Source organism: Pseudogracilibacillus amylolyticus (SeqCode), assembly GCF_051918545.1.
In the GTDB taxonomy this organism is placed as follows: domain Bacteria; phylum Bacillota; class Bacilli; order Bacillales; family Amphibacillaceae; genus Pseudogracilibacillus.
Window position 1 is genome coordinate 1 of the sequence record NZ_JBPPZG010000037.1, and the last position, 25,926, is coordinate 25,926.

At 36.7% G+C, this 25,926-nt stretch carries 27 protein-coding genes, 1 tRNA gene and 2 pseudogenes; 22 read left to right on the forward strand and 8 right to left on the reverse strand.

All coding sequences use genetic code 11. The features are described from left to right. The first annotated feature begins 356 nt into the window (after window positions 1–356). The 9 genes from hprK to ACPYKA_RS06300 all read left to right on the forward strand — a co-directional run bounded on the left by hprK (window position 357) and on the right by ACPYKA_RS06300 (window position 8,020). Window positions 357–1,292, forward strand: coding sequence for an HPr(Ser) kinase/phosphatase (hprK, locus tag ACPYKA_RS06260; RefSeq protein ID WP_479541507.1), 936 nt, complete (start codon window positions 357–359; stop codon window positions 1,290–1,292). Between the two features lie 49 nt (window positions 1,293–1,341). Beyond that, window positions 1,342–2,169 (forward strand): prolipoprotein diacylglyceryl transferase, encoded by an 828-nt coding sequence (lgt, locus tag ACPYKA_RS06265; protein WP_479541508.1) that lies wholly within the window; start codon window positions 1,342–1,344, stop codon window positions 2,167–2,169. Between the two features lie 90 nt (window positions 2,170–2,259). Then, on the forward strand, window positions 2,260–2,895 hold the full coding sequence (gene ppaX / locus ACPYKA_RS06270; protein WP_479541509.1) for a pyrophosphatase PpaX: 636 nt from the start codon (window positions 2,260–2,262) through the stop codon (window positions 2,893–2,895). A 3-nt stretch (window positions 2,896–2,898) separates the two neighbouring features. After that, entirely contained in the window at window positions 2,899–3,438 is a 540-nt protein-coding gene (locus ACPYKA_RS06275) for an acyltransferase (RefSeq protein WP_479541510.1), read from the forward strand. 163 nt (window positions 3,439–3,601) lie between these two features. Continuing rightward, window positions 3,602–4,543: a thioredoxin-disulfide reductase gene (gene trxB, locus ACPYKA_RS06280; RefSeq protein ID WP_479541511.1), complete on the forward strand. Its 942-nt coding sequence runs from the start codon at window positions 3,602–3,604 to the stop codon at window positions 4,541–4,543. Between the two features lie 273 nt (window positions 4,544–4,816). Next, the gene (gene rapZ, locus ACPYKA_RS06285; RefSeq protein ID WP_479541512.1) at window positions 4,817–5,695 is read left to right on the forward strand and encodes an RNase adapter RapZ; all 879 of its coding nucleotides are present in this window, start codon (window positions 4,817–4,819) and stop codon (window positions 5,693–5,695) included. A 1-nt stretch (window position 5,696) separates the two neighbouring features. Further along, entirely contained in the window at window positions 5,697–6,671 is a 975-nt protein-coding gene (locus tag ACPYKA_RS06290) for a gluconeogenesis factor YvcK family protein (RefSeq protein ID WP_479541513.1), read from the forward strand. Between the two features lie 14 nt (window positions 6,672–6,685). Beyond that, entirely contained in the window at window positions 6,686–7,630 is a 945-nt protein-coding gene (gene whiA, locus ACPYKA_RS06295) for a DNA-binding protein WhiA (RefSeq protein WP_479541514.1), read from the forward strand. 132 nt (window positions 7,631–7,762) lie between these two features. After that, window positions 7,763–8,020 (forward strand): HPr family phosphocarrier protein, encoded by a 258-nt coding sequence (locus ACPYKA_RS06300; RefSeq protein WP_336260966.1) that lies wholly within the window; start codon window positions 7,763–7,765, stop codon window positions 8,018–8,020. 393 nt (window positions 8,021–8,413) lie between these two features. Here the strand turns inward: ACPYKA_RS06300 and ACPYKA_RS06305 are convergent, their stop codons facing one another. Both ACPYKA_RS06305 and ACPYKA_RS06310 read right to left on the reverse strand, forming a co-directional pair. Continuing rightward, a complete protein-coding gene (locus tag ACPYKA_RS06305) occupies window positions 8,414–8,590 on the reverse strand; it encodes a hypothetical protein (protein WP_479541530.1) in 177 nt (58 codons plus the stop codon). A gap of 46 nt (window positions 8,591–8,636) precedes the next feature. Next, window positions 8,637–8,837 (reverse strand): annotated as a pseudogene (locus tag ACPYKA_RS06310) (CotD family spore coat protein); the annotation flags it as partial. 266 nt (window positions 8,838–9,103) lie between these two features. Between ACPYKA_RS06310 and ACPYKA_RS06315 the strand changes: the two are divergent. Further along, on the forward strand, window positions 9,104–9,682 hold the full coding sequence (locus ACPYKA_RS06315) for an SCO family protein (protein WP_479541515.1): 579 nt from the start codon (window positions 9,104–9,106) through the stop codon (window positions 9,680–9,682). 118 nt (window positions 9,683–9,800) lie between these two features. Beyond that, window positions 9,801–10,235: a DUF4064 domain-containing protein gene (locus tag ACPYKA_RS06320; RefSeq protein ID WP_479541516.1), complete on the forward strand. Its 435-nt coding sequence runs from the start codon at window positions 9,801–9,803 to the stop codon at window positions 10,233–10,235. Between the two features lie 111 nt (window positions 10,236–10,346). Here ACPYKA_RS06320 and ACPYKA_RS06325 read toward each other — a convergent pair. Next, window positions 10,347–10,420: transfer RNA gene (locus ACPYKA_RS06325), tRNA-Arg, on the reverse strand. 299 nt (window positions 10,421–10,719) lie between these two features. Between ACPYKA_RS06325 and clpP the strand changes: the two genes are divergently transcribed. The 5 genes from clpP (at window position 10,720) to ACPYKA_RS06350 (ending at window position 14,824) form a co-directional block, all read left to right on the forward strand. Then, the gene (gene clpP / locus ACPYKA_RS06330) at window positions 10,720–11,313 is read left to right on the forward strand and encodes an ATP-dependent Clp endopeptidase proteolytic subunit ClpP (RefSeq protein ID WP_336260969.1); all 594 of its coding nucleotides are present in this window, start codon (window positions 10,720–10,722) and stop codon (window positions 11,311–11,313) included. Between the two features lie 1,306 nt (window positions 11,314–12,619). Next, window positions 12,620–13,054: a universal stress protein gene (locus tag ACPYKA_RS06335; RefSeq protein ID WP_479541517.1), complete on the forward strand. Its 435-nt coding sequence runs from the start codon at window positions 12,620–12,622 to the stop codon at window positions 13,052–13,054. Between the two features lie 189 nt (window positions 13,055–13,243). After that, on the forward strand, window positions 13,244–14,035 hold the full coding sequence (locus tag ACPYKA_RS06340; protein WP_479541518.1) for an HAD family hydrolase: 792 nt from the start codon (window positions 13,244–13,246) through the stop codon (window positions 14,033–14,035). A 27-nt stretch (window positions 14,036–14,062) separates the two neighbouring features. Then, window positions 14,063–14,509, forward strand: coding sequence for a DMT family transporter (locus ACPYKA_RS06345; protein ID WP_479541519.1), 447 nt, complete (start codon window positions 14,063–14,065; stop codon window positions 14,507–14,509). Then, entirely contained in the window at window positions 14,510–14,824 is a 315-nt protein-coding gene (locus tag ACPYKA_RS06350) for a DMT family transporter (protein WP_479541520.1), read from the forward strand. A gap of 29 nt (window positions 14,825–14,853) precedes the next feature. Here ACPYKA_RS06350 and ACPYKA_RS06355 read toward each other — a convergent pair whose 3' ends face one another. The 4 genes from ACPYKA_RS06355 to ACPYKA_RS06370 all read right to left on the reverse strand — a co-directional run bounded on the left by ACPYKA_RS06355 (window position 14,854) and on the right by ACPYKA_RS06370 (window position 17,493). Further along, complete coding sequence (locus tag ACPYKA_RS06355) at window positions 14,854–15,402, reverse strand: shikimate kinase (RefSeq protein ID WP_479541521.1); 549 nt, start codon at window positions 15,400–15,402, stop codon at window positions 14,854–14,856. A 229-nt stretch (window positions 15,403–15,631) separates the two neighbouring features. Then, complete coding sequence (locus ACPYKA_RS06360) at window positions 15,632–16,846, reverse strand: NAD(P)/FAD-dependent oxidoreductase (protein ID WP_479541522.1); 1,215 nt, start codon at window positions 16,844–16,846, stop codon at window positions 15,632–15,634. Further along, complete coding sequence (locus ACPYKA_RS06365) at window positions 16,833–17,228, reverse strand: (2Fe-2S)-binding protein (protein ID WP_479541523.1); 396 nt, start codon at window positions 17,226–17,228, stop codon at window positions 16,833–16,835. Before ACPYKA_RS06365 ends, ACPYKA_RS06360 begins: the two co-directional genes overlap by 14 nt. Next, entirely contained in the window at window positions 17,221–17,493 is a 273-nt protein-coding gene (locus tag ACPYKA_RS06370) for a (2Fe-2S)-binding protein (RefSeq protein ID WP_336260977.1), read from the reverse strand. Before ACPYKA_RS06370 ends, ACPYKA_RS06365 begins: the two co-directional genes overlap by 8 nt. A 136-nt stretch (window positions 17,494–17,629) precedes the next feature. On the opposite strand from ACPYKA_RS06370, the gene ACPYKA_RS06375 reads away from it, so the two are divergent. The 5 genes and pseudogenes from ACPYKA_RS06375 to ACPYKA_RS06395 all read left to right on the forward strand — a co-directional run bounded on the left by ACPYKA_RS06375 (window position 17,630) and on the right by ACPYKA_RS06395 (window position 24,234). After that, entirely contained in the window at window positions 17,630–18,811 is a 1,182-nt protein-coding gene (locus ACPYKA_RS06375; protein WP_479541524.1) for an NAD(P)/FAD-dependent oxidoreductase, read from the forward strand. Window positions 18,812–19,028: 217 nt separating this feature from the next. Continuing rightward, the gene (locus ACPYKA_RS06380) at window positions 19,029–20,081 is read left to right on the forward strand and encodes a YkvI family membrane protein (protein ID WP_479541525.1); all 1,053 of its coding nucleotides are present in this window, start codon (window positions 19,029–19,031) and stop codon (window positions 20,079–20,081) included. Window positions 20,082–20,324: 243 nt separating this feature from the next. Continuing rightward, window positions 20,325–20,499 (forward strand): annotated as a pseudogene (locus ACPYKA_RS06385) (transposase); the annotation flags it as partial. Window positions 20,500–20,674: 175 nt separating this feature from the next. Continuing rightward, window positions 20,675–22,399 carry an ABC transporter ATP-binding protein gene (locus ACPYKA_RS06390; protein WP_479541529.1) on the forward strand — a complete coding sequence of 575 codons (1,725 nt, stop codon included), beginning with the start codon at window positions 20,675–20,677 and terminating at the stop codon, window positions 22,397–22,399. Next, the gene (locus tag ACPYKA_RS06395) at window positions 22,396–24,234 is read left to right on the forward strand and encodes an ABC transporter ATP-binding protein (protein WP_479541526.1); all 1,839 of its coding nucleotides are present in this window, start codon (window positions 22,396–22,398) and stop codon (window positions 24,232–24,234) included. The genes ACPYKA_RS06390 and ACPYKA_RS06395 overlap by 4 nt, the downstream gene beginning before the upstream one ends. A 345-nt stretch (window positions 24,235–24,579) precedes the next feature. On the opposite strand, the gene ACPYKA_RS06400 is transcribed toward ACPYKA_RS06395, so the two are convergent. After that, entirely contained in the window at window positions 24,580–25,359 is a 780-nt protein-coding gene (locus tag ACPYKA_RS06400; RefSeq protein ID WP_479541527.1) for an ABC transporter substrate-binding protein, read from the reverse strand. 103 nt (window positions 25,360–25,462) lie between these two features. Here ACPYKA_RS06400 and ACPYKA_RS06405 point away from each other — a divergent pair. After that, window positions 25,463–25,926 (forward strand): M17 family peptidase N-terminal domain-containing protein (locus tag ACPYKA_RS06405; RefSeq protein WP_479541528.1); only part of this gene is annotated, 464 nt, incomplete at its 3' end.

The following is a 25,926-nucleotide window of genomic DNA, read 5'->3' on the forward strand; positions in this document are numbered from 1 at the left end:
GAGATACAGTAAAACAATCATAACAGCCTTGAGATGGAAAGGAGGGAGATCTTTTTTCCATCTTTTTTTATTAAGGAGATGTTAAAAAATTCAGCAAACGTCTAAGCAATTATTTCCAGTTGGACATTAGCTACTTTGACTGTGACGCACATCATCGTCCAGCGTAAAGACCGTCCAACAAAAATATAAGTTAATGGAAAGATCATAAATCAAGAGTCATTAATCCAATACTTAAAGGAAATGGATGGAAAAGTTATTAATAGATAATTTCTTATATAAACGGTAAAATTAAGGATGTACTGATTTTTGCTTATTATATTATAAAACAATGCAGCTTATCTAGGGGGGAACATAGGATGCGAGTTGTGCGAACCAAAGATTTGTTAGATAATTTTAATTTAACATTGGTAGCGGGAGAAGATGGAATTCATCGAGAAATTACCTCTAACGACATATCAAGACCCGCATTTGAAATGACCGGTTTTTTTGAATATTACCCGAAAGAACGAATTCAAATAATTGGTAAAACAGAGATGAATTATTTTCTAAATTTATCGGAAGAGGAACAACAAGATCGGGCAGAACGGCTTTGTACAGATATTACCCCTGGAATTGTTGTATCTAATTGGATGGATATACCTGAAGCATTAATGGTGGCTGCCAATGATGCAGGTGTTCCAATTTTAAAATCTCCCCGAACGACAAATAGGGTAATTGTTCGGATTACGAATTATTTAGGAGCAAAATTTGCACCTTCTACAGCGGTACACGGAGTTTTAGTTGATATTTACGGAGTCGGGGTTCTAATAATGGGACAAAGTGGTGTAGGTAAAAGTGAAACTGCACTTGAATTAGTAAAAAGAGGCCATCGATTAGTAGCAGATGATAGTGTGGAAATAAGACAAGAAGATTACGATACATTAATTGGAAATGCACCGCCTTTAATTGAACATCTTCTTGAAATACGTGGTCTAGGCATTTTGAATATTATGACGTTATTTGGTGCGGGAGCGGTAAAAAATTATAAACGGATTTCATACATTGTACAGTTGGAATTATGGGATGACAAAAAGCAATATGAACGCCTTGGAATTGAGGAAGAAACGATGAAAATTATGGATGTCCGGATCCCAAAGGCAATCATTCCGGTACGTCCAGGTAGAAATTTAGCAGTCATTATTGAAGTTGCTGCAATGAATTTTCGCTTAAAGCGAATGGGAGTAAACGCAGCGGAAGACTTTTCAGAACAGTTGGCAACAATGATTCAACAGAATAATGAGAATAATTATTAAAAAGTTCGAGTATAATTTTAAATTGTAAACTCGATCAGGAGTGATTTATTTGACTTGTGAAGCTGAAGCATTAAATCGTGTATTTCTCCAAGTGGGTCCTATCACCATCTATTGGTATGGTGTCATTATTGCATCTGGACTTTTTCTTGGACTATATTTAGCGACAAAAGAAGCAGATCGGCTCGGTTTGAAAAAAGATTTAATTACAGATTTAATTGTCTTTGCTGCACCGATTGCGATTATTTTTGCGCGTATTTATTATGTTATTTTTGAATGGGAAAATTACCGTGGTGCTTCTTTTCTATCTTTAATCGCTGTTTGGGAAGGCGGAATTGCAATCCATGGCGCGCTAATTGGTGCTGTTTTGACAGCAATTGTTTATGCACGTGTTAGAGACGTTTCTTTTTGGCAACTGGCCGATATTGTTGCACCGAGCTTAATATTAGGGCAAGCTATTGGACGCTGGGGTAACTTTATGAATCAGGAAGCGCATGGTGGTCCGATTTCTGAAGCGGCTTATCAAAACTTTCATCAATATTTACCAGACTTTATTATGAATCAAATGTGTATCAATGGAGTTTTATATCATCCGACGTTTTTATACGAATCTTTCTGGAATATTTTAGTGTTTATAGGGTTACTTTTACTTAGAAAATATAATCCGCTTCGTGGAGAAATATTCTTAAGTTACATAATTATGTATTCGATCGGCCGTATTTTTATTGAAGGAATGAGAACAGACAGTTTGTTTTTAGGACCAATTAAACAAGCACAATTTTTCTCATTATTACTAATTATTGGAGCAATTATGTTAATCATTTATCGAAGAAAGTCAGCTAAAGTTGATCGAAAATATGATGGGGCGAAGGTGAAATAGTTGCAAGAAGGCTTTATATTTGCATAAAAACATTAGCATATTACTATTATTGTGGCCGAATAGAAGATCAAAGGAGTAGAGAAGTTACTTATGAGCATTGAAACAATTTTATTTGATTTGGACGGAACATTGATCGACACAAACGAATTAATTCATCAGTCCTTTGAATATACATTCAATTATTATGGATATTCATTCACACGGGAGGAAATATTACAATTTAATGGTCCGCCTCTTATCAAAACATTTACGGAGATAAATCCAGATTTAGCGGAAGAAATGATCATAACTTACCGTAAACATAATTTAGAACATCATAATGATTATGTGAAGTTATTTCCAAATGTTAAGGAGACGTTAAAAGCATTGCATGATGCTGGGAAACGTATGGGAATCGTTTCAGCCAAAATGCGGTCAGGCGTAGAGTTGGGTTTGGAAGTAACTGGAATCAGATCGTTTTTTGATACAATTGTCGCAGTTGACGATGTTCAAAACCCGAAGCCCCATCCCGAACCTGTTTTAAGAGGAGCAAAAGCATTAGCAGCAGAGCTTAAGCGCTCATTAATGGTTGGGGATAATTATCATGATATAGAGTCGGGCAAAAATGCAGGCGTAAAAACTGCGGGGGTAGCATGGAGCTTAAAGGGAAAAGAATATTTACAGAAATTTAATCCAACATATATGTTAGAAGATATGCGGGACTTACTTCCAATTGTGGGAGGGTAAAGGATGCGAAAAACGGAAAGATATAAAGTAAAAGATGCAAATTCATTGTGGAGAATTTATAAAACAGTACCTTTTTTAAAAGTGGTCAAAAATTTTATCGTCATTCAAATTGCCCGCTATACTCCGTTTTTAAGTGTAAAAAATTGGTTGTACCGTACATTTCTTAGAATGGATGTTGGAAAGCAAACTTCATTTGCCTTAATGGTGATGCCTGATATTATGTTTCCAGAGAGAATTAAAGTTGGAAATAATAGCATAATTGGATATAACACAACATTGCTCGCTCATGAATATTTAATTGAAGAGTACCGAATTGGTGATGTGATTATTGGAGATAATGTATTAATCGGTGCCAATACTACGATTTTACCAGGAGTTACAATTGGAGATAATGCTGTTGTCTCAGCAGCCTCCCTCGTACATAAAAATGTACCGGCTGGAGCTTTTGTAGGAGGTAATCCAATGAAAATTATTTATACGAAAGAAGAAATGGAAGCAAGACAGAGGAAAGCTGGGCCGGCTGACGAAGAAAAAATACAATAAAACTTAGATTATTTCCAATCTTATTTAATATAATAATAGTTTGTGCAGTTGTGAGCATATAAATAGACGTAATGTTCACCTTCTTATAAGCTATAGGTAGAAATAGAAATTTAAGTATTGCTGGCATAAAATAAATTACAACAATGGAAGGAAGGAATCTTACATGAGTGAAGAGCATATTTATGATGTAATTATTGCAGGAGCTGGGCCGGCCGGAATGACAGCTGCAGTTTATGCATCTCGTGCGAATCTTGACACGTTAATGCTTGAGCGAGGTGTTCCAGGAGGACAGATGGCAGACACGGAAGACATTGAAAACTATCCAGGATTTGAAAACATCTTAGGTCAAGAATTATCTACTAAAATGTTTGAACATGCGAAAAAGTTTGGAGCACAGTACGCTTATGGAGATATTAAAGGTGTAGAAGACCATGGTAGCTATAAAGAAGTAAATGCAGGAAGCAAAACATATAAAACGAGAGCGTTGATTATTACTACTGGTTCCCAATATAAAAAATTAGGTATTCCAGGTGAAACAGAATTAACTGGGCGCGGGGTATCATATTGTGCAGTTTGTGATGGAGCGTTTTTTAAAGAAAAAGAAATTGCGGTTATCGGCGGGGGAGACTCCGCAGTTGAGGAAGGAATTTACCTAACTCGATTTGCGAAAAAAGTAACCATCATTCACCGTCGGGATGAATTACGCGCACAAAAAATTATTCAAGACCGTGCATTTAACAATGATAAAATAGAATTTGTTTGGGACACGATTGTAGAAGAAATAAATGGAGAAAATGGTAAAGTAAGCTATCTCTCTACAAAGAACGTAAAGACTGGGGAAACAGGCAAATTTAAAACTGATGGGGTTTTTGTTTATATCGGTATGTTGCCATTAAGTGACCCTTTTAAATCACTGGGAATTGTCGATGAAGAAGGATACATCCCGACAAATGAAAATATGGAAACAAATGTACCAGGCGTTTTTGCGGCAGGTGATATTCGAGTAAAAGATTTGAGACAAGTTGTGACAGCTACAGGTGATGGAAGTATTGCAGCAGAGCAAGCACAAAAATATCTAGAAGAGCTAGCTGAGAAAGTTAAATAAGTTCCATATTAAATGAAAAAGTTATTGTGTTTTAACACACTTGTAATGATTACGAAATATTCATTGGGTATAATGTATTTAAACTAATTGACCCCCTTTAATAAATTAGTTACTTGCATAGGCATAGGCCTGTGCTTTTTTTTATTTATTTACATTGACTCTCATGCACACAATACGATAAAAGCAAGTTCCTTTTGTTGCCGCACACACTTTACGGTATAATAAGTATATACTGAAACAACAAATTTCTTTCATTTACTTAGGGGGAGTAAAATGGCAGGCTTAGAAACGAAACTTATCATTATTACAGGTATGTCAGGCGCCGGAAAAACAGTGGCAATTCAGAGTTTTGAAGATTTAGGTTATTATTGTGTGGACAATTTACCGCCTACATTACTTCCAAAGTTTCTAGAATTAATGAAAGATTCAACAAATAATATTAGAAAAGTTGCGCTCGTTATTGATCTTCGAGGCAGAGAGTTTTTTGATGCATTATATGAATCCCTTGATATTATTGGGGATGAGGATTGGTTGCAGGAACATATTCTGTTTTTGGACGCAACAAATGAAGTACTAGTAAGCAGGTACAAAGAAACAAGAAGATCTCATCCTTTAGATATCGGCGGATTACCGCTTAACGGAATTAAGGAAGAACGGAAAATTTTAGATGAGTTACGTGGTCGTGCGCAGAAGATAATTGATACGACTGATTTAAAGCCGAAAGAGCTGCGTGAAAAAATTCATCAATTTTACTCAGTGAAAAAGGAAGTTGTTTTTTCTGTACATTTTGTTTCATTTGGGTTTAAATACGGGATTCCAATTGATGCAGATTTAGTTTTTGATGTACGATTTTTACCAAATCCATTTTATGTAGAGCATATGCGGCCGTTAACAGGACTTGATAAAGAAGTTTCAGAATATGTATTTAAATGGTCAGAAACAGCCAAATTCAATGAAAAGTTGCTTGATTTATTGCAGTTTATAATCCCTCAATATAAAAAAGAAGGTAAATCTCAATTAGTTATTGCAATCGGATGTACAGGTGGACAGCATCGTTCAGTTGCATTGACGGAGTTTTATGCGAAAAGGTTTGCTGAATCTTGTCCGACTCATATTACCCACCGAGATATAAACAAAAGAAAGGGTCATTAATATGACGAATACGACACGGCCTAAAATTGTCGTTTTAGGCGGCGGAACAGGTATGCCTGTTTTATTAAGAGGATTAAAGGATTATCCTATTGATTTATCGACGATTGTTACTGTTGCAGATGATGGGGGAAGCACCGGACAACTGCGTGAAATGATCGAAACACCTGCACCAGGTGATATCCGTAATGTTATTGCATCACTAGCGAATGTCGATCAGGAGCTCTATGAACTTTTCCAACACCGCTTCAATGTCTCGAATGGATTATCGGGACATTCTTTGGGTAATATTGTATTAATTGCGATGAGCTCAATTACTGGAAACTTTTACGAAGCGGTGAAAGAAGTCTCCGTCATGTTTAATGTGAAAGGGAATATTTATCCTATTGTGAATGAAGCTGTGACACTCCATGCCGAAATGGAAGATGGTACAATTGTGTCTGGCGAATCCAAAATACCAATGAAAAATAAAAAAATTAAACGGGTTTTTCTAACTCCTGATCATTTAACGCCAATGCCTGACGTTGTGGAAGCAATTTTAGATGCCGATTTAGTCGTTATTTCACCGGGCAGTTTGTATACAAGTATTTTGCCGAATTTGATTATTAAAGATGTCGTCGATGCTTTAAATCAAACAACAGCCAAAACAGTCTACGTTTGTAATATTATGACCCAACCTGGTGAGACGAGTGATTTTAGTGCAACAGACCATGTAAATGCGATTTATAACCATATTGGCAGGAATTCGATCGATTCGATTATCGTTCATAATCAACCGATTGCTAAAAAATTATTAACAGAATATGAGAAACAAAATGCTTCTCCTGTTACATATAATCTTTCTAGTTTAAAACAGCTTGGTTTAGAAGTGTATGAGGAAGATATAATTGATCACAATCATCCAATGATTCGTCACAATACAGAAAAATTAGCTAAAATTATTTTTCAAATGGCATCCAATAAAAAAAAGAAATATTAAAGGAATGAAAGACATTGTCATTTACTTCTGAAATAAAAAAAGAATTAATTAATATGAAAGAAAATGACTGTTGTGTAAAAGCTGAATTAGCAGCGATTATTCGTATGAACGGGGTTATTTCAACACTTGATCCGAATGAGATGTTAGATATTCAAACGGAAAGTGCCGCGATTGCTAGAAGAATATTTACATTATTAAAAGTAGTTTTTAAAGGACCTATCGAGTTACTTGTCCGCAAAAAAATGAAATTAAAAAAGAATAATATTTATATCGTTCGAATTAAAAAAGGAGTCAGCATCCTTTTAGATACGCTACAAATCGACCATGAACAAGACGGATTTGAACAAACGAATTTAAACCAATCCCTTAAAAAAGATTGCTGTAAACGAGCATATTTACGAGGAGCATTTATTGCAAGAGGATCAATAAACAATCCAGAAACATCTTCCTATCATTTAGAAATGTTTAATTTGGATCAAGATCATAACCAATTATTATGTCAGCTGCTAAATGAGTTTCAATTACGAGCTCGTGAATTACAACGGAGAAACGGATATATTGTTTACATTAAAGAAGCTGAAAAAATTGCAGAATTTTTAGGGGTTATTGGTGCGAATAATGCATTGTTTAAGTTTGAAGATGTTCGTATCGTTCGAGATATGCGAAATTCAGTAAACCGAATCGTTAATTGTGAAACAGCTAACTTAAATAAGACGATCAGTGCGTCTGTCCGCCAAATAGAAGGTATTAAATTTATTAAAAATAGCGCTGGACTTGATATTTTACCAGATAAATTAAGAGAGGTTGCAATAACCCGTCTGGAATATCCAGAGGTCACATTAAAAGAAATTGGAGAATTACTTCCATCAGGAAAATTATCAAAATCTGGAGTTAACCACCGTTTAAAAAAGATTGAACAAATTGCGGACAAACTACGGAATGAAAGTGGAATGCAATAAGTGAAAATATGTATTTTCCAATAAGAAAATGTTATAATGATTGTAATTTGGCAACATATAAATTCAGTATAATTTGTATTTTGGGGCAGAATTTAAATTACACATCTGACTATAGGAAAGGAGATGATAAGGGTGGTAGAAAAATCGGTAGAAGTTTTATTGGAATCAGGCCTACAAGCACGACCCGCAGCACAATTTGTTCAAGAAGCTAATCGATTTACAGCTGATTTATTTTTAGAAAAAGAAGGTAAAAGAATTAACGCAAAAAGTATTATGGGGCTAATGAGTTTAGCTATTACAAAAGGTGAAACGGTTAGATTAATTGCCGACGGCCCGGATGAAGAAGTGGCTTTAAATGAACTAGTTTCATTTATTTCGACGAATTCATAGCTTTATAACATCTTTAACGAATATAATGCACAAGAAAAAAGCACTTTTTGTGCTTATTATATCCCCGTATTTTGTTAGCGCTTACATACTAAGGGGATGTTATGATACATAAATGACCGCTATACGATAAGGGAATAGGAATAAATTACTTTTTCCATCTAAAGAAGAACGATTACTGGAGGTTTAGTATTGTATTAGTAAACGATTACGTAGTTGATGTAAATTGTCATAAAACAATTTATAGATCACCACTGGAGAGAAGATCAACTCGACTTCCAAGACAACGTGTCTATGTATTTAATAAAGCTCAGAACTAATTCTGAGCTTTATTGTATTTACACGGTTATATTGTTGTATTGATATAAGCTTATCGATATAGCATTTTTACTATTTTTAGCCTTGTTTTCTATCCTTATTCAAAATAGGTGCAATCTCGATATTCAGCCATTCTTTGTGACTAAAACCAAAAACCGCGTCTACGTCTTCTACCACAGCGGCAATGTCCTCGGCAACCGCAACTTCTTGCTCCCCCAAATCGATTATCTCCGTAGCCATAATCTCCTGCTCCAAGAACGTTTCCACCTGGACCTTCGGATGCCCCTCTAACGTCTACTTCACGAACTCTGTTTTCATAAGATGTCGAATGTGGATAAAAGTGTTTATTACGAACTGTATGGTTATTGATAACTCTTGTGTGGGAAGGATGAATATGGCAAACAGTTTCTTCGGAATTGGTGCATTTTACTTCTTCCCTAGTAGGATATACAATCTTTCTGTCACATTGACACTTTCCTGGACAACCACAACTTTTACTCATTATTTTTCTCCTTTCATATTTGTACTCATTTTTAATGTATGTAATAGCTACAATTGTGTATAAGCTACTTACCTACTTTATGGCTCCGCAATCGTCACAAATAATTCATAAAACATTCTTCAATTGTCTATTTACGATTCCTTATATTATGGTATGCTATGTTTGAAATTGTTTAAATGAAACATAATGAATGTAAGTTAGTTAGATGTTTGCTTATCTCCGCTTAGATGAATTACATAAATTTTGACAGAATAGGATGAAGGTAAATGAAGAATTTAATACGTCTTTTATTAATAATTGCTTTACTTACACTTGCCGCATGTGGCGGAAACAAAGTTGAAACAACAATGAATGAACCGGTAGAAGATTTTGAAGCAACAACACAAGATGGAGACAAATTGACAAGTGATGACTTAAAAGGACAATGGTGGGTAGCGGACTTTATCTTTACAAATTGTACAACCGTTTGTCTGCCGATGACGAGTAATATGAAAAAATTACAAGATAAGTTAGAAGAAGCCGGGGTTGAAAACTACCATCTTGTATCATTTTCTGTTGATCCAGAGCATGACACTCCAGAAGTATTGACGGAATATGCAGCAGAATATGGTGCTGACTTATCTACTTGGACATTTTTAACCGGATATGACTTTGAGTATATTAAAGATATTTCCGTTAATTCATTTAAAAGTTTACTTGCACCGCCTCCTGAAGGGGAGGATCAAGTAACACATGGGACTGCCTTCTACCTTGTAAATCCAGACGGTGAGATCATTAAAAACTACGATGGAAAAGAAGTCGCAGAAATGGACCAAATTGTGGAAGATTTAAAGAATTTGCAATAGGAACTAGTCATTTATAACGATATCATACATAGTTATTATGTATGATGTTTTTTTTGTGCAGATTCGATAAGATATAAATTGTATATTATACTTTCTTAACGATATGGAGGCGAGACAAATGAAAAGAACTGGAGAGTTCACCCTAACGATTGTCGGGATCGTTTTTAATTTAATTGGTGTAGGAGGATTCAGCCTATTTACAACGTTCAGTAAAACAGATTACTTTATGTACAATTTCTTAGGTGCTTATGGTACTGATGAAGATATCTTTTTTATTAATATTCTTACTGGTATCGGCTGGTTCCTTTCCATCATTTCTTTATTAGCTTTAGTAGCTGGGATTATTGCTTTGGTATTTTTTAAAGGTGATAAAAAACCGAAAGCAGCTGGAATTATCTTGATTATTACTTCTGTTATTCTAGCACTTGGAACTTTCATGATGGCATTCCTTGCAGCACTCTGTTATTTAATCGCAGGAATCATGGGATTAGTACGGAAACCACCGCAAGCTGAGCCAGAAGAAGTTGTTACTGATTCAGTAACAGAATCATAAAAATGATCAAATACGTGAAACAGGTATCGGATCATTATTACGAATGTGAAATTCAATAAAACAAAAAAGCAATCGGTATAGGTATAACTACACCGATTGCTTTTTTATTAGCGTGCCCGAGAGGACTCGAACCCCCGACTCTTGGTACCGGAAACCAATGCTCTATCCAGCTGAGCTACGGGCACATTTGGCATACATTCGATATTATACATTGACGGTCTATTAATTTCAAGCTTTACTATTAGAAAAGACTCTTTTCCGTAGTTTATTTTTAGGAAAAATTACGTTATACTTTTCATAGTTACAAAATATTTTGGAAAAGTTCACCTAATATTGTTTAATAAACAACTAGTTGGAGAAGATGGTATTTGTATGAACTTTTATAAGTACATATTGTTTGACCTTTTTTGACCTTGAAGTTATGATAAAAACATAGACTAAAAAAACAAATTAGGTGACGTTAATAAAAAAGGAGGATTTTATTATGGTTTTAATACCTACAGTTATTGAACAAACAAATCGCGGTGAACGTGCTTATGACATTTATTCACGGCTATTAAAAGACCGAATTATTATGTTAGGTAGTGCGATTGATGATAACGTAGCAAACTCTATCGTTGCACAGTTATTATTTTTAGAAGCAGAAGACTCTAACAAAGATATTTCACTATACATTAACTCTCCAGGTGGTTCGATTACAGCTGGAATGGCTATCTATGATACGATGCAATTTATTAAATCAGATGTTTCTACAATTTGTACTGGGATGGCAGCATCAATGGGAGCATTTTTACTTGCGGCTGGAGCAAAAGGAAAGCGTTATGCTCTGCCAAATAGTGAAGTGATGATTCACCAACCACTCGGTGGAACACAAGGTCAAGCTTCTGATATTGAAATTCATGCAAAACGAATTATTCGCATGCGTGAAAAATTAAACCAAATTTTATCTGATCGAACTGGCCAGCCACTTGATGTAATTGAAGCAGATACAGATCGAGATAACTTCATGTCAGCTGAACGTGCTGTCGAATATGGCCTAATCGATAAAGTATTGGAACGAAAAGAAGACGAGAAATAAGTTTTAAAAATACAAGGAACAAAAAGTTCTAGTCATAGAAAAATCCGACTAAATTCAAATTTCAATTAAAATTTGAATTTAGTTCGGATTTTTTTGCTTTTATTTAAAAGATAAGAAACCAGCATGGCTAGCCTTGAGCGAGCCACCATCTATGATGAAAATTGGTTTGTTTTCATACAAAAGTATAAAATTTTGGCAAGTCCGTAAGACAATTAATTTCTACATCTGCATTAATATTTAGTTGTATATGCACAATATTCACCCCAAAATATTATGCATTATTTGATCAAAACTGTACATTCTTATTTAAACGTTTCTGTACATTTCTACATTATCATTTATAGCATGATAAAGAGAGCGAGGATGCCGAGTATCGAGTCAAACTGCAAGAAAAAACTTGCCATGAGAGATTGTTTGTAAGAAAGAGGATGAACCCGATCACGAAAATAGAATTCCAGAGTACAAGAAAAGCCCTCGTACGTAAAACAAGGAAACGATAATCGTAATGTTGGCAACAAGCCCGATGAGCTAGAATAAAACCTCATTTGGAAACAAGGCTGTTACAATATATAGAATGATTAATATTGAGTATAAGTGAAGACGAAGCATGAAACAACCTCCTAAGAACGACTGCGCTGAATTATACAGAAATCCGCTGAATTAAGTGCCGGAATCGCCGAATTTTTTCGTAATCCGCTGAATGATTCATGTAAATCGCTGAATCACTAGCGCAAATCGCTGAATTGAATCCTAACTTGTGATTAATCACAAGATTCGCGGGATAACCACTGGGATTTTGATTTAACCACGAGTTCTGCGGGATAACCAAGGGGAATTCGATTTACCCACGGGAACTGCGGGATATCCACGAGGAATTTGATTTAACCACGGGATTCGCGAAATAACCACGGGGAACTCGATTTATCCACGGGATTCGCGGGATAACCACGAAACTTTCAATTTATCCACGGGATCTCCGGAACAACCACTGGGATTTCTATTTATAATTATCCATAAACTGCGCCGTGAAAATTATTCCTGAATTTTGGAAAATCGTTCGATATACTCGACGTCTTGGAAAATCACTGTATACGGTTCATAAATTTTAAAAGAATATTAGTTTGCTTTCTAGTTGCTCTGGGAATTATAAAATTCTATAGCTGTGAAAAAGTTTCGTTGCAGGAATAGCCAGTGCCTTTGTTCTTTGTGACAACTCTATGTCAATGTTTTAATCTGTCTTTCATCTTTCGTTGATATGTTATACTGAATGTAGAAACACACTATTTATTATTTTGGAGGGCTAAAGATGTATGAAAGAATTCTTGTTGCTTATGATGGATCGCTCTTGAGCCGTAAAGCTATTGAAACAGCAAAATATCAAGCTGCACAAGAATCAGATTCAGAAGTTCATATTGTCACTGTAATGGATGCTACCGGACCAATTACAAATATAAATGTTTCAAGAAGTATTAGCAATGAACTGATCGAAAAATGCCGTCCACAAATGGAAAAAATTGAAGAGGAATTTGAAAGTGAGAACATTTCGGTGGTAAGCGAAATTATGATAGCTGAACAAAATGATCGTCCGGGTGGTTTAATTTGTAAATATGCTAGAGATAATGAAATAGATTTAATAATAATGGGAAGTCGGGGTCTCGGCAACATCAAGAAACTTTTCCTTGGAAGTGTAAGTAATCACGTAGTTCAGAACGCCGAATGCCCTGTTTTGATTATCAAGTAATCTAGTGAATATTCTACTATTTATGAGCTTCAGAGGTTACACCATATAATATTAGTGGTTACCTTATTTAACGTGAGCTGCGACTCGACTGCACATTCACTATGTTTTTGATTAATGGACTTTTAAGTAGTTTACCGTTAAGATGATAGATGGATACTTATTTGTAAAAATAAAGGAAGAGATAAATTAATGTTAAAGGCAGTAATTTTTGACTTGGATGATACGCTACTTTGGGATCATAAAAGTGTGAGTGAAGCATTTAAATCAACATGTGAAAAAGTGGTAGAAAAATATAATATAAACCCAGAACAATTAGAAGAAAGCGTTCGAAAACATGCAGAGGAACTTTATCCAACTTTTGAAACATATGACTTTGTGAGTAATATTGGCATTGGAACCTTTGAAGGAATGTGGGGAGAATTTGAGGACGAAGGAGCAGATTTTAAAAAACTGCGAGAAACAGTTCCTGAATATCGAAGACAAGCTTGGAAAAACGGACTACAAGATTTAGATATTGAAGATGAAGAATTGGCAGAAGAATTGGCAAAAACATTTCCAGAAGAAAGAAAAAAACAAGTTTTTCTATATGATGAAACGTTAGAGGTTTTAGATAAGTTAAAAGGAAAATACAAATTATTAATGTTGACAAATGGTTCGCCGCATTTACAGCATACAAAATTATCATTATCACCTGAGTTGGCACCATATTTTGATCATATTGTCATTTCGGGGGACTTTGGCCAAGGGAAGCCGAGTGCGGAAATTTTTAATCATGCGCTTAGTTTATTAAAGGTTGAAAAAGATGAGGTAATTATGGTAGGGGATAATCCATTAACAGACATTCTAGGTGCTTCAAAAATTGGTATTGATTCTATCTGGCTCAATCATCATGACCGTGAACTAATGGAAGTTACCCCAACATATGAAGTGGGAAGACTCAGGGAAATTATGCCGATTATAAAAACCTTATCGGAAGAATAATTTAGTAACGAAAAGATAAAATCATTTATGGTTTTATCTTTTTCTTTAGATTTAACAGGATTTTACGTCATTTACATACGAAACGAAGAACTATCTAAAAGAATTGGGTTGATAATTATGGGTTGGGTTTATGTTTTTTTAGCTGCTTTTGTTGAAATATTTTGGGTGCTTGGATTAAAATATTCAACTAATTTTTTAATGTGGACGGGAACAGTGATAACGATAATTTTTAGTTTTTATTTTATTATTAAAGCATGCGATCTTTTACCATCCGGAACGGTGTACGCAGTTTTTACAGGGTCAGGTGCCGCCGCAATTGCAATTATTGACTTTACTTTATTGGGAGCAGAATTTTCAATAGGAAAAGCATTTTGTATCGGTTTAATTATAATCGGTGTGGTTGGCATTCAATTAACGACGAGCACAGCGGAGAAGGAATCTGAACAAGTGCTTGTAGGAAGGAATGGTAATTAAATGGCCTGGGTTTATCTTGTCATTGCTAGTTTTGGGGAAATATTTGGCGTTGCTAGTATAAATATTTTATTGAAAAAAAGAAACTTGTTCTGGCTATTAATTCTCGTTTTATGCTTCACTTTTGGTTTTACTTTTTTAGGATTAGCGATGAAAGAAATTCCACTCGGTACTGCTTATGCAATTTGGACAGGACTTGGTGCAACAGGAGCAGTGATAATGGGAATTTTCTTTTTTAAAGAGCCGGCCAGTTTATTACGAATTTTATTTTTGACCTGTATTATAACGGGGGCAGTGGGACTAAAAATGATCGAATAAAAAAGGACAGCGAATTTACTGTCCTTTAGTTAGCTATATAAATCCCAAGCGAGTTTTACGGAATCGATAATATAATCCGCTACCTCTTCTTCATTAAAGTTATCTGTTACTAACTTGGAGTTATGATCCTCATACAAAGTTCTTCGTTCATTAAACAATGTTTCGATGTCTTCAATGGACCGGTTTTGCAAAACAGGGCGACTGTCCACAAGCATATGAAGTCGCTCCTTCCAAGAGTCCCATGAAATATCTAAGTAAAAAACGATACTGTGATCAAGGCAGGCATTGCGAATGTCTTCTTGCATAAAAGCGCCGCCACCAAGCGAAATAACTTTCAAAGGTTGTTTACAATAGTGGAGAACATAGTCTTTTTCTTTTTCCCTAAATGCGGCTTCTCCAATTTTCTTGAAAATTTCAGTCGTCGGCATTCCGAACTCTTTTTCAATTTGTTGGTCAATATCAATAAAGTCGCGGTATAGTTTTTTCGCAACTAGTTGGGCAACTGTTGTTTTACCAACACCCATAAAGCCGATAAAAACAAGACTTTTTTCTCTTACTGAGTGAAGTCCTTTATTCATCTTTTACTCCTTACCACTCTTTCTTGGCAGATAAGAAAGTGTAAAACTTCCCTACTGCTCACTGTCGAAAAGCCCGGGCGTCCTGGGACTAAGCTTACTCGTCCCATCGAAGGGCATTTGCTCTTACGTTTGTCCCACCGTGAAGATTTGTCTCAGGCGTAAGTCACTAGCACGTTCTGTGCGTCGTAAATGAAATCGCTAAAGCTTGGCGATATCCAAGTTTTCTAATCTACTCATTCACCAATTCGTTAAAAGCAGTTGTAACTTTTTCACGTCCTTCTACGATGCGTGGATGGAACTGGATCGTAGCAGCGTCGCGAGTTGCTTTAACATTATTCATTGCCCCTTGTAATTTCTCGTTGATTTCAGGTTGGTTCGTTTCTTTCTTAACGATAGATAAACCTGCTACAGTTCCTTGTTCACGTGCTACTTTTGCACTTTCAATCCCAGTAATATTTCCGGCAACGTAAATGCCCTCGATTGGCGTTTCCATTTTTTCATTATGAACTGGTACATGACCACCAAGTTCATCAGAATATTGGAAAGGACAACCTACAACTGCAGCAAGCTCTGCTAACGGATATAAACCACCGGCGATACAAACGAAATCAACCGGAATTTCCTCTTCGGTTCCCCGGATAATATCTCCATCCATTGTTACATCAACCATTGTAACGGATTCAACTTTGTCCGTACCGTTAATCTGTTTAATTGCTTTACGAAGATGGATCGGCATATCCCACATTTTGATTCCGTCTTTCGGATAAAATTGCAGTGCTAAATTTTGAACGAATTTAAATTTAGCAAACTTACTACCAAATTTAATGAACGCAGATGGTGCCAAGTGTGCGATTCGCACCAGACGTTCCATTACCTGTCTAGGGTTTGCTTGATCTTCTGAAACGACATTACGAGCAGGAAGTACCATGCTATGCAGGTCAATTCCGGCAAGTTGCAGTTCACGAGCAATTGCTGCGGACAAAACGTTTACGCCAACGACAATACCTTTTTCGCCAACGCTGACGCGGTGAACGTTTGTCATAACTTGAGCTGCGCCAATCGACATAACACCCGGAAGTGTCCAACCGGGAATAGGAGCTGCTGATTCCGCTGCACCTGTTGCAATGAGTACATTTTTTGCAGTGAAAGATTCTTTTGTTGTATGTACGACGAAATGATCGTCCAATGTTTCAATATGGTGAACAGATACACCTAAGCGAATATCAGTATTAAGTTTTTCCGCTTTTTCTTTTAAAGCTTCACTTTCTTTAATTCCATTCCACCATTCACCGCTTGGTTCTTGGTGTAGTTGGCCAAGCAATCGACCACCGGTTTTTGGGAATTCATCTAGAACGACAACGTTTAAATCATTTTCTCTACATTGGATTGCAGCAGACAAACCTGCTGGTCCTGCACCGATTATAACAACATCATTTATTTGCATTCTTTTTTTGTTCCTCCTGTCGTTTGAATTCTGCATACGTTCTTGGAAGGTCTCCTTCGTTATTCGGATTCAAAGGATCTGGTTGAACTTTTCCACTTTCTACAACCATATTTTCTTTAATTGGAGTAAGACAAGCACGTATATTTGTAGTCCCATCTACTGTTACACGACATTCGTAACAATGGCCAATATTGCAATAAATCCCCCTTGGAGTTCCAGACTCTTCGTGTTTACGGAGAGTGCGTATTCCATTTGCTAATAAAGCGGATGCAATTGTATCATTTTCAAAACCTTCATATGTTTTACCATCGAATTGGAACGTTACCTTTTTCTGCTCGTCCAATTGACCTAAAACCGGATGATTTTCTATTCTTTTACTCATCTTTAGCAGCACCTCCCAAATCTGTTATTGATAATGGCCTTACTGGAGGAGCAACTTTTAACGGAATAGCATTGGTTGGGTCTTCTTTAGTCAAATTGGTTAATACTTTATCGACTGCTGGGCGACAAGTACGTCCGCCACAAAAACCCATCCCGGCTCTTGTCCGTAATTTCAGCTCTCTTGCAGAACAATTGTATTTTTTGGCTGTTTCCTCTAAATCTTTTAAAGAAACTTCTTCACATCGACATATGATTAAATCTCGCATCATAGGCCTCCTTACTTAAGAAATTTAAATAATTACTACTAATATTTATATTCTAACACAAAATATAATTTAAATTATGTTATTATAGGTTTAGAGTAAAATTTTTCTTAATTTTTTGCGCTGGAGGTTGTAGCTTATGAGTACTAAAAACTATGAAGTGGCTGTAATAGGTGGCGGTATTGTTGGGTGTGCGGTCGCTTACTACATTGCTGAATCTGGGCTCGATTGTATTTTAATCGAAAAAAATGATATTGCAAGTGGTACAAGTTCTCGTTGTGACGGTAACCTAACGATTGTTGATAAGGATCCCGGCTTTGACAGTCATATGTCTTTAATTAGTCAGGAACTGATTGAGGATCTTCACCATAAATTGAATCTGCCGTTTGAATACAGAAAACATGGCAGTATTTTAGTTTGTGATAACGATGATGAAATGCAAGCGGCAGCTGATTGGGTAAAAACACAACGTGAGAGTGGCTTGAAATTTAATGTATTGGACCAGAAAGATATTCGGAATGAATCACCATTTTTCGCCCATGATATTCCGGGGGGACTTGAATGTGAAACTGATTCGCTAATTAACCCGTATCTTTTCTGTTATTCTTTAATTGAAAAAGCTCAAGGATCATTTGGATTGGATGTAAAAATACAGGCAGAAGTTACAAATATTACTAAGGACGATGAATTCACAATCGAAACGACGAATGGTAATGTTCGTGCTAAAAAAGTTGTAAACGCTGCAGGAGTATGGGCACCATTCATTGGTAAAATGCTAGGTCTAGATATTCCAATTATTCCGCGTAAAGGGCATATCCTTGTTGGATCAAGAGAAGAGCCGGTTATGATGCGTAATGTAATGGAATTTGGTTATCTCATGAATAAATTCGGTCGTGAGCGTATTGCGGATAAGCGTACAGCAGAACATGGGGTAGCACTTGTACTCGAGCCGACTGAGAGTCAGAACTTCCTCCTTGGAAGCAGCCGTCAGTTTGTAGGCTATGACAGTTCCATTGATATTCAGGTTGTCCAAACAATCGCAAAAAGAGGACTTAGATTTTTCCCGAAAATGGATGATTTCAAAATTATCCGATCATACACAGGTTTCCGTCCATTTACAGAAGATAATTTACCGATTGTTTCTGATGTTGAAGAAGTGCCAGGCTTTTACATCGCGGCGGGACATGAAGGTGATGGAATTTGTTTAGCACCCGTGACCGGGAAATTAACCGCAGATATTGTTAATGAAAAATCAGAAACGATTATTCCGAAAGAACCACTTCGTTTTGATCGCTTTGAAAAATCAAAGGTTCTTTCCTAAGCGAATAAAAAGTTGTGCGTGAGAAACCTTTTACAACGTCGGTTTTCACGCACTATTTTATTCGTAATAAAAGTGTAAACCCATATAAGTTCAACGAGGGCTTGATGGTAACCAAGATTTGTTATCACTGGAACAACATAACACTCGACTTTAACTTTAATAAAATATTAAATACTAGTACAATACGTATATTACAATAAAATATGGGGTGTTGAAAATGCTTAGAGTATTAAAAATTGGTTTTGCTTTTATAGGCGTAATTGTAGGTGCAGGGTTTGCATCAGGACAAGAAATTTTACAGTACTTTACTAGTTTCGGTTACAAAGGGACAATTGCTGCAATTGTTGCAACCGCTTTATTTGCTTATTTAGGAATGGTGTTAGCAAATATTGGAAGTCGTTTACAAGCGGATTCTCATAAGTCAGCAATCTATGAAATTAGCGGTCGTTATTTAGGTGTTATTGTAGACGCTATCATTGTATTTACTTTATTTGGTGTTGGGGTTGTTATGATTGCCGGAGCAGGTTCGACAGTTAACCAACAGTTTGGATTACCTGTGTTTGTCGGAAGTTTAATTATGACAGTTATCGTTGTACTGGCAATGATGTTAAAAGTAGATAAAGTTGTTGCAGTTATTGCAAGTATTACACCATTTCTATTGCTATTTATCGTTATTATTTCAATTTATAGTTTCAATACAATGGATGCATCCTTTGCTGAATTAAAACCGATTGCAGAAAGTCAACCGAAGTCTTTTCCGAACTGGTTTGTTTCTGCAATAAACTATGTATCCTTTAATATTGCTGTTGGGGCTGGAATGGCACTCATTACAGGAGGAGCAGAGAAAGACTCTCGGATCGCTGGAATTGGTGGGTTAGTCGGAGGTCTTGGAATAGGTCTTATGATTATATTAGCGCACTTCGCTATTTTTTCAAAAATTGATGTCGTTGCAGCGTTTGATTTGCCGTTGTTAAAGATTGTTGATGATATTTCTCCAGTACTTGCTATTTTCTTTGCAATTATTTTATTCGGTATGATCTTTAATACTGCTCTTGGTATGTTTTATGGATTTGTCGCTAGGTTTTTTGAAATGGATACAAAGAAAGCTCATATTGCTACGATTATTACATTAGTAATTGGATTTATTCTTAGTTTTGTAGGATTTACAACACTAGTTGCCAAGTTCTATTCTTTGATTGGATATTTAGGTCTGTTTTTAATCCTTGCATTAATTTATGCACCGTTTAAGTTAAAACGGGCTGGAAAATAACGATACAGAAAAATATAAAATTACTAGATTTCGCAAAAAATTAAGAAGTTTTTTCTCAAATAAAGTATAAGGTTGTTCCTGGAATAGGAGCAACCTTATTTTTTTATATCTTTTGAAAACCTCTGGCTATGCAGGAGGGGCAAAAGAGCTTATAGCGAGGTATTAAAAAAGCCTCCCTTCGTTTTAAAATATAGTTGGTTTCCCGACCACTACATCAAATAAACGAAGGAGGCTTGTCCAAATATACTGGACAAGAACAGTTTAGCACAAACAACATGGAAATGTAAGTATCACATTGTATTTACACCCAAGTATGGAAGGCAAGACATTTATGGGAAATACAAACAAAGTATAGAAAAAATATTAAGAGAATTATTGTGAGAGAAAAGGGGTAACTATTCACGAAGCAAATGTATGTCGAGTCATTTTTCAAGACGTTGAGTTGATCTACAACATGTCGAGTCATTTTCCGAAATATCGAGTCGATTCATTAATATGCAGAACCTTATGTACGAAAGCGAGTCTTCTTTATGATACAAGTAGCTACTATGCTACTATTAAGTATGGAAAATAATTTGAAGCAGGTGACAGTCGTGCGTAAAATTGCTAATTATATCGTGACATATAAATTTCTCGTTTTTTTGATCTTTCTGTTCATTTTTGTTCAGGCGTTAACACAACTTTATTTACCGACATTGATGGGGAATATTGTCGATAATGGGGTTGTGACAGGCGATATACCATACATTTGGAAAATTGGCTCGTTGATGCTCGTTGTGGCTGCTGTCGGTATCGTGATGTCTATCGTCATTAGTCACTATGCGGCAAAAGTTGCGATGAGTGTTGGTCGAGACATTCGGGAAGATGTGTTTACACATGTGAGTAAATTTTCCCTTTCTGAGTTTGATACGATTGGTACGGCATCTTTAATTACTAGAACGACAAATGATGTGACACAAATTCAGCAGGCAACAGTTATGATGTTGCGGATGGTTTTAACAGCACCATTTATGCTTGTTGGTGGGCTTATCATGGCTTTATCTAAAGATGCAAAACTGTCATTCGTTATTTTATTTGCCATCCCGTTTATTGCGGTGGCGATTTGGGTCATTTTGAAAAAAGGATACCCACTTTTTCAAGGAGTACAGAAGCGGCTAGATCGACTCAATATGGTATTTCGGGAAAATTTGACCGGAATCCGTGTGATTAGAGCATTTGCAAAAGGGCAGGCGGAACGAAAACGATTGAAAGATGCAAATACAGATTTAACGGATATTTCGATTAAAGTAAACCGGCTCATGGCGTTTACAATGCCACTAATGATGCTGCTGATGAATGTGACGATTGTGCTTATTATTTGGTTCGGAGGATTGCGTATTGATAGTGGGAATATGCAAATTGGGGATTTGATGGCGTTTATCCAATATGTCATGCTTATTATGTCTGCACTTATGATGGCGTCGATGATGTTTGTTATTTTACCGAGAGCATCTGTTTCTGCAAGCAGGATACAAGAAGTAATGGAGATGGAGCGTATAATACCGAAAGAAGGGAATGCATCTCCGGGTTCGGCAGAGGCTTCGGTTGCATTTTGTGATGTGACGTTTTATTATCCCGGGGCAGAGGAACCGGCACTTGAAGGTATTTCTTTTACGGCCAAAGCCGGGAAGATGACAGCGATTATTGGTGGAACTGGATCAGGAAAAACGACATTAGTTAATCTCATTCCACGATTTTTTGAAATTTCGGAAGGGAAAATTTTGCTAAATGGTGTCGATATTTATGAGACTAGATTAACAGAGATTAGGGAAAGAATTGGTCTTGTTCCACAGAAAGCGTTACTTTTTTCCGGGTCTGTATCGGAAAATATTCGTTTTGGAAAAGACGATGCGACGGAAGAAGAGATCAGGCATGCGGCAGAAATTGCACAAGCAGATGAATTTATCTGTGATTTGTCGGACGGGTATGATACAGAAGTTGAACAAGGTGGAGCGAATTTGTCTGGCGGGCAGAAACAGCGTTTATCGATTGCGAGAGCACTTGTTAGAAAGCCAGATATTTATATTTTTGATGATAGTTTCTCTGCGCTTGATTATAAAACTGATAAAAAGCTGCGTGAAGCACTTAAAAATGAAATAGAGGATAGTGTCATGATTGTTGTTGCGCAACGTGTCAGTACGATTATGGATGCAGATCAAATTATTGTCCTAGAAAAAGGAAAAATGGTCGGCGTTGGTACACATAAGGAATTGTTACAAACGAATAAGGTGTATCAAGAAATTGTTGCCTCCCAGTTCGGAGAGGGGGAGATCGCATGACGAAGGAAAAACGACAACCATCAGGTCCGCGTGGGCATGGTGGGATGCTCGTTGGGCTTGATAAACCGAAAGATTTTAAGAAAACGTTCCGACGCTTGCTTGCATATTTGAAACCACGGCGAAAGAGTTTGCTGCTTGTTGTCGTTGCGGCCATTTTAGGAACGGTTTTTAGTGTAATTGGTCCGATGGTTATGGGAAATACGATTACAGTTTTATTTGAAGGTGCCTATGCAAAATTTCAAGGGGTTCCAGGTGCAGCGATTGATTTTACAAAAATTGCGCTCCTTTTATTGTTACTTGCAGGTCTTTATCTGTTTAGTAGTGTCTTTCAATTTTTTCAACAATATATTATGGCTGGTGTTTCACAAAAAACGGTTTATGATTTGCGTGAAGATGTGTTTGGGAAAATGAATCATTTGCCGCTTGCTTATTTTGACGGTCGCTCCCATGGTGATATATTAAGTCGGGTCACAAATGATATCGATACGATCGCAACGACTTTGCAGCAAAGTTTAACGTCATTTATTACATCATTCGTTACGATCATCGGAATTATGGTGATGATGTTATGGATAAGCCCGTTACTTACTGTCATTGCAGTCGTTAGCATTCCACTTTCGTTATTTGTTATAAGGCCTTTACTAAAAAGGTCTCAAAAACATTTTGGTAAGCAACAAAAAACACTTGGACATTTGAATGGGCATATAGAAGAAATGTATACAGGTCATGAAGTTGTAACAGCATTTGGACGGGAAGGAGATTCCATTCATCGATTTAAGAAAGTAAATGAAGAACTGTATGACGCCGGGCGTCGAGCACAGTTTATTTCTGGGATTATTATGCCGCTGATGACTTTTATCGGAAATATTAGTTATGTTCTCATCAGTATTGTAGGCGGGATTTTGGTAACGCAGCGAACGATTTCTATCGGGGATATCCAAGCTTTTATAACGTACACAAGACAGTTTTCCCAGCCGATTTCTCAGACGGCAAACATTGCTAATATCATTCAGTCTACGATTGCGGCGGCTGAGCGCGTTTTTGAGTTATTGGATGAAGAGGAAGAAGAACCGGTTCACGATGCGGTTACGGTAAAACAAACGCAAGGTGCTGTACGTTTTGAACATGTTGACTTTGGGTATAGCGAGCAACTTTTAATAGAAGATTTGAATATCGATGTCGCTCCTGGACAAACGGTCGCAATTGTCGGACCGACTGGGGCAGGGAAGACGACTTTAGTAAATTTGCTCATGCGATTTTATGAACTTAATGGTGGACGAATAACGATTGATGGGATTGATATTATCCGAATGGAACGTGATGATTTACGGAGCAAGTTTGGGATGGTGCTGCAGGATACATGGCTATTTAAAGGAACGATTAAAGAAAATATCGCATATGGAAAAGATGGTGCAAATGATGCCGAAATATATGAAGCTGCGCGTGCCGCTTATGCACATCATTTTATCCAAACATTACCAGACGGGTATGAGACGATTTTGAATGAAGAAGCCTCGAATATTTCTGAAGGCCAGAAACAGCTAATTACAATTGCTCGGGCAATGTTGGCAGATTCTCCAATAATGATATTAGACGAGGCAACATCAAGTGTCGATACACGGACAGAAGTTCATATACAGGAAGCGATGAATACATTGATGAAAGGACGCACAAGTTTTGTCATCGCGCACCGTTTGTCGACGATTAAAGATGCTGATGTCATTTTAGTGATGGACCAAGGTGCTGTAATCGAACAAGGAACACATGAGGAATTATTGAAATTAGACGGATTTTATGCAGAGTTATATAAGAGTCAGTTTCAAGAAACAGCGTGAAGTTTTTTGGGTAGGAGTTGCCTTAAGAAAAGGAGAACGCTTAAGGCAACTTTTATTTGCTAAGGCTACCTAGTGGCTTGTGTGGGAATGCGGAATCGCTCTCGTCTCATGCTAAGTGGTTGGACAAGATGCTTAGTCGCTGTAAAAAATGCATAGTGGCTCGTGAAACATGCTTAGTGATTTCCGAAGATGCTTAGTCGCTGTGAAAAATGCAGAGTGGCTCATGAAACATGCTTAGTGATTAGGGAAGATGGGAGTCACTCGCATAACATGCTTAGTGGCAAAAATTATGCTTAGTCACGCCTAAAGGACCTAACTTTTCCGCACTCCCGGAATTTTCCGTAACTAACGTAATAATTCTTCCTTAAAATATTTCGCTGCATCGAGCATTTTCACTCCATACCAAAACATTTCACCATCGACTATTTTCAGGTTGGCTCCTGGGGCGATATCGCGGAATTCCTGCTTATGTTTTTCCCGAAAAGGATATGGTTCTGTTGCGAGCAAAAGATAATCAAGATTTGCTGCACGTAAATCTCCTTCCGTTACAGTAGGATAACGTCCTTCAAACTCGACAAATGGATTTTCAAATCCTAATCTTTGTAGTAGTGATTGGATATATGTATTTTTTCCAACGACCATATAAGGATTTTTCCAAATAACATAAGCAATGCGCTTCTTAACATCCAGTACTGGGATTTTCTCAAAAGCGGTAACAATCTTTTGCTTGAGCCCGATCGCTTCCTCGCTTCGATCGGTAAGTCTCCCGAGATCGACAATCATCTTAAGGGCATCTTTAACGGTTTGGATTTCAAAAACATAAACCGGAACAAACTTTTCTAGTTCTTCTACCATTTCTTTCGTATTTTCTTCTTTTTCGGTGATCACGATATCTGGCGTTAGCGCTTGAACTCGCTCGATTTTCATATCTTTCGTACCACCGACATTGATCGCTTTTTCGACTTTTCCTTTTGGATGAATGCAAAACCTGGTTCGACCGACAATTTCTGTGTCCAGCCCCAAACTGTACAATGTATCGGTTATGGCAGGGGCAAAAGATACAATTCGTTGCGGTGGATAGTGAAAATTGACATTCCTTCCAAGATGATCCGTTACCTTTTTCATCGAATCCCTCCTTTTTGTATCGTATCATAACAGCACAATCATTGCGAAAAGTTAAAAAGTGGGTCATACTTTTACTTAAATGAAATTGATAGGAGGCTATTCAATGATTAAACATGCGAAAATATTATTTAATCCGGAAAATGCAGAATGGAAGGATTTTGTTAAAAAATCTTCAGGAGATTTTGCAACATTATTTATTGATGAAAAATTACATATTATCGTGAAAGAAGTGTCTAAAAAAAAGCAAAAGCTTGATAAAGTTCGGATGATTGCCGGTTCGATCGCCCGTGAACTTATGAAACGTGAAATAGAAACAGCCGAAGTAGATGGTAAGGAACTAAAAACTGCGTTCAGTGAGCTTAATGGCGATAAGACAGTAATTGCTTTTACGGAAGGTTGGTATCTTGGTAGCTATGTGTTCGATAATTATAAAACGAAGAAAAGTGCACCAGCTACTTCTCTGCAGATTACTGGAGTAATTCAATCGCTTTTCGAAACTGGAAAAACTCGCGCCGAAGCAACAAGCTTTTCACGTGATCTCATGAACGAACTTTCCAGCAAACTTAA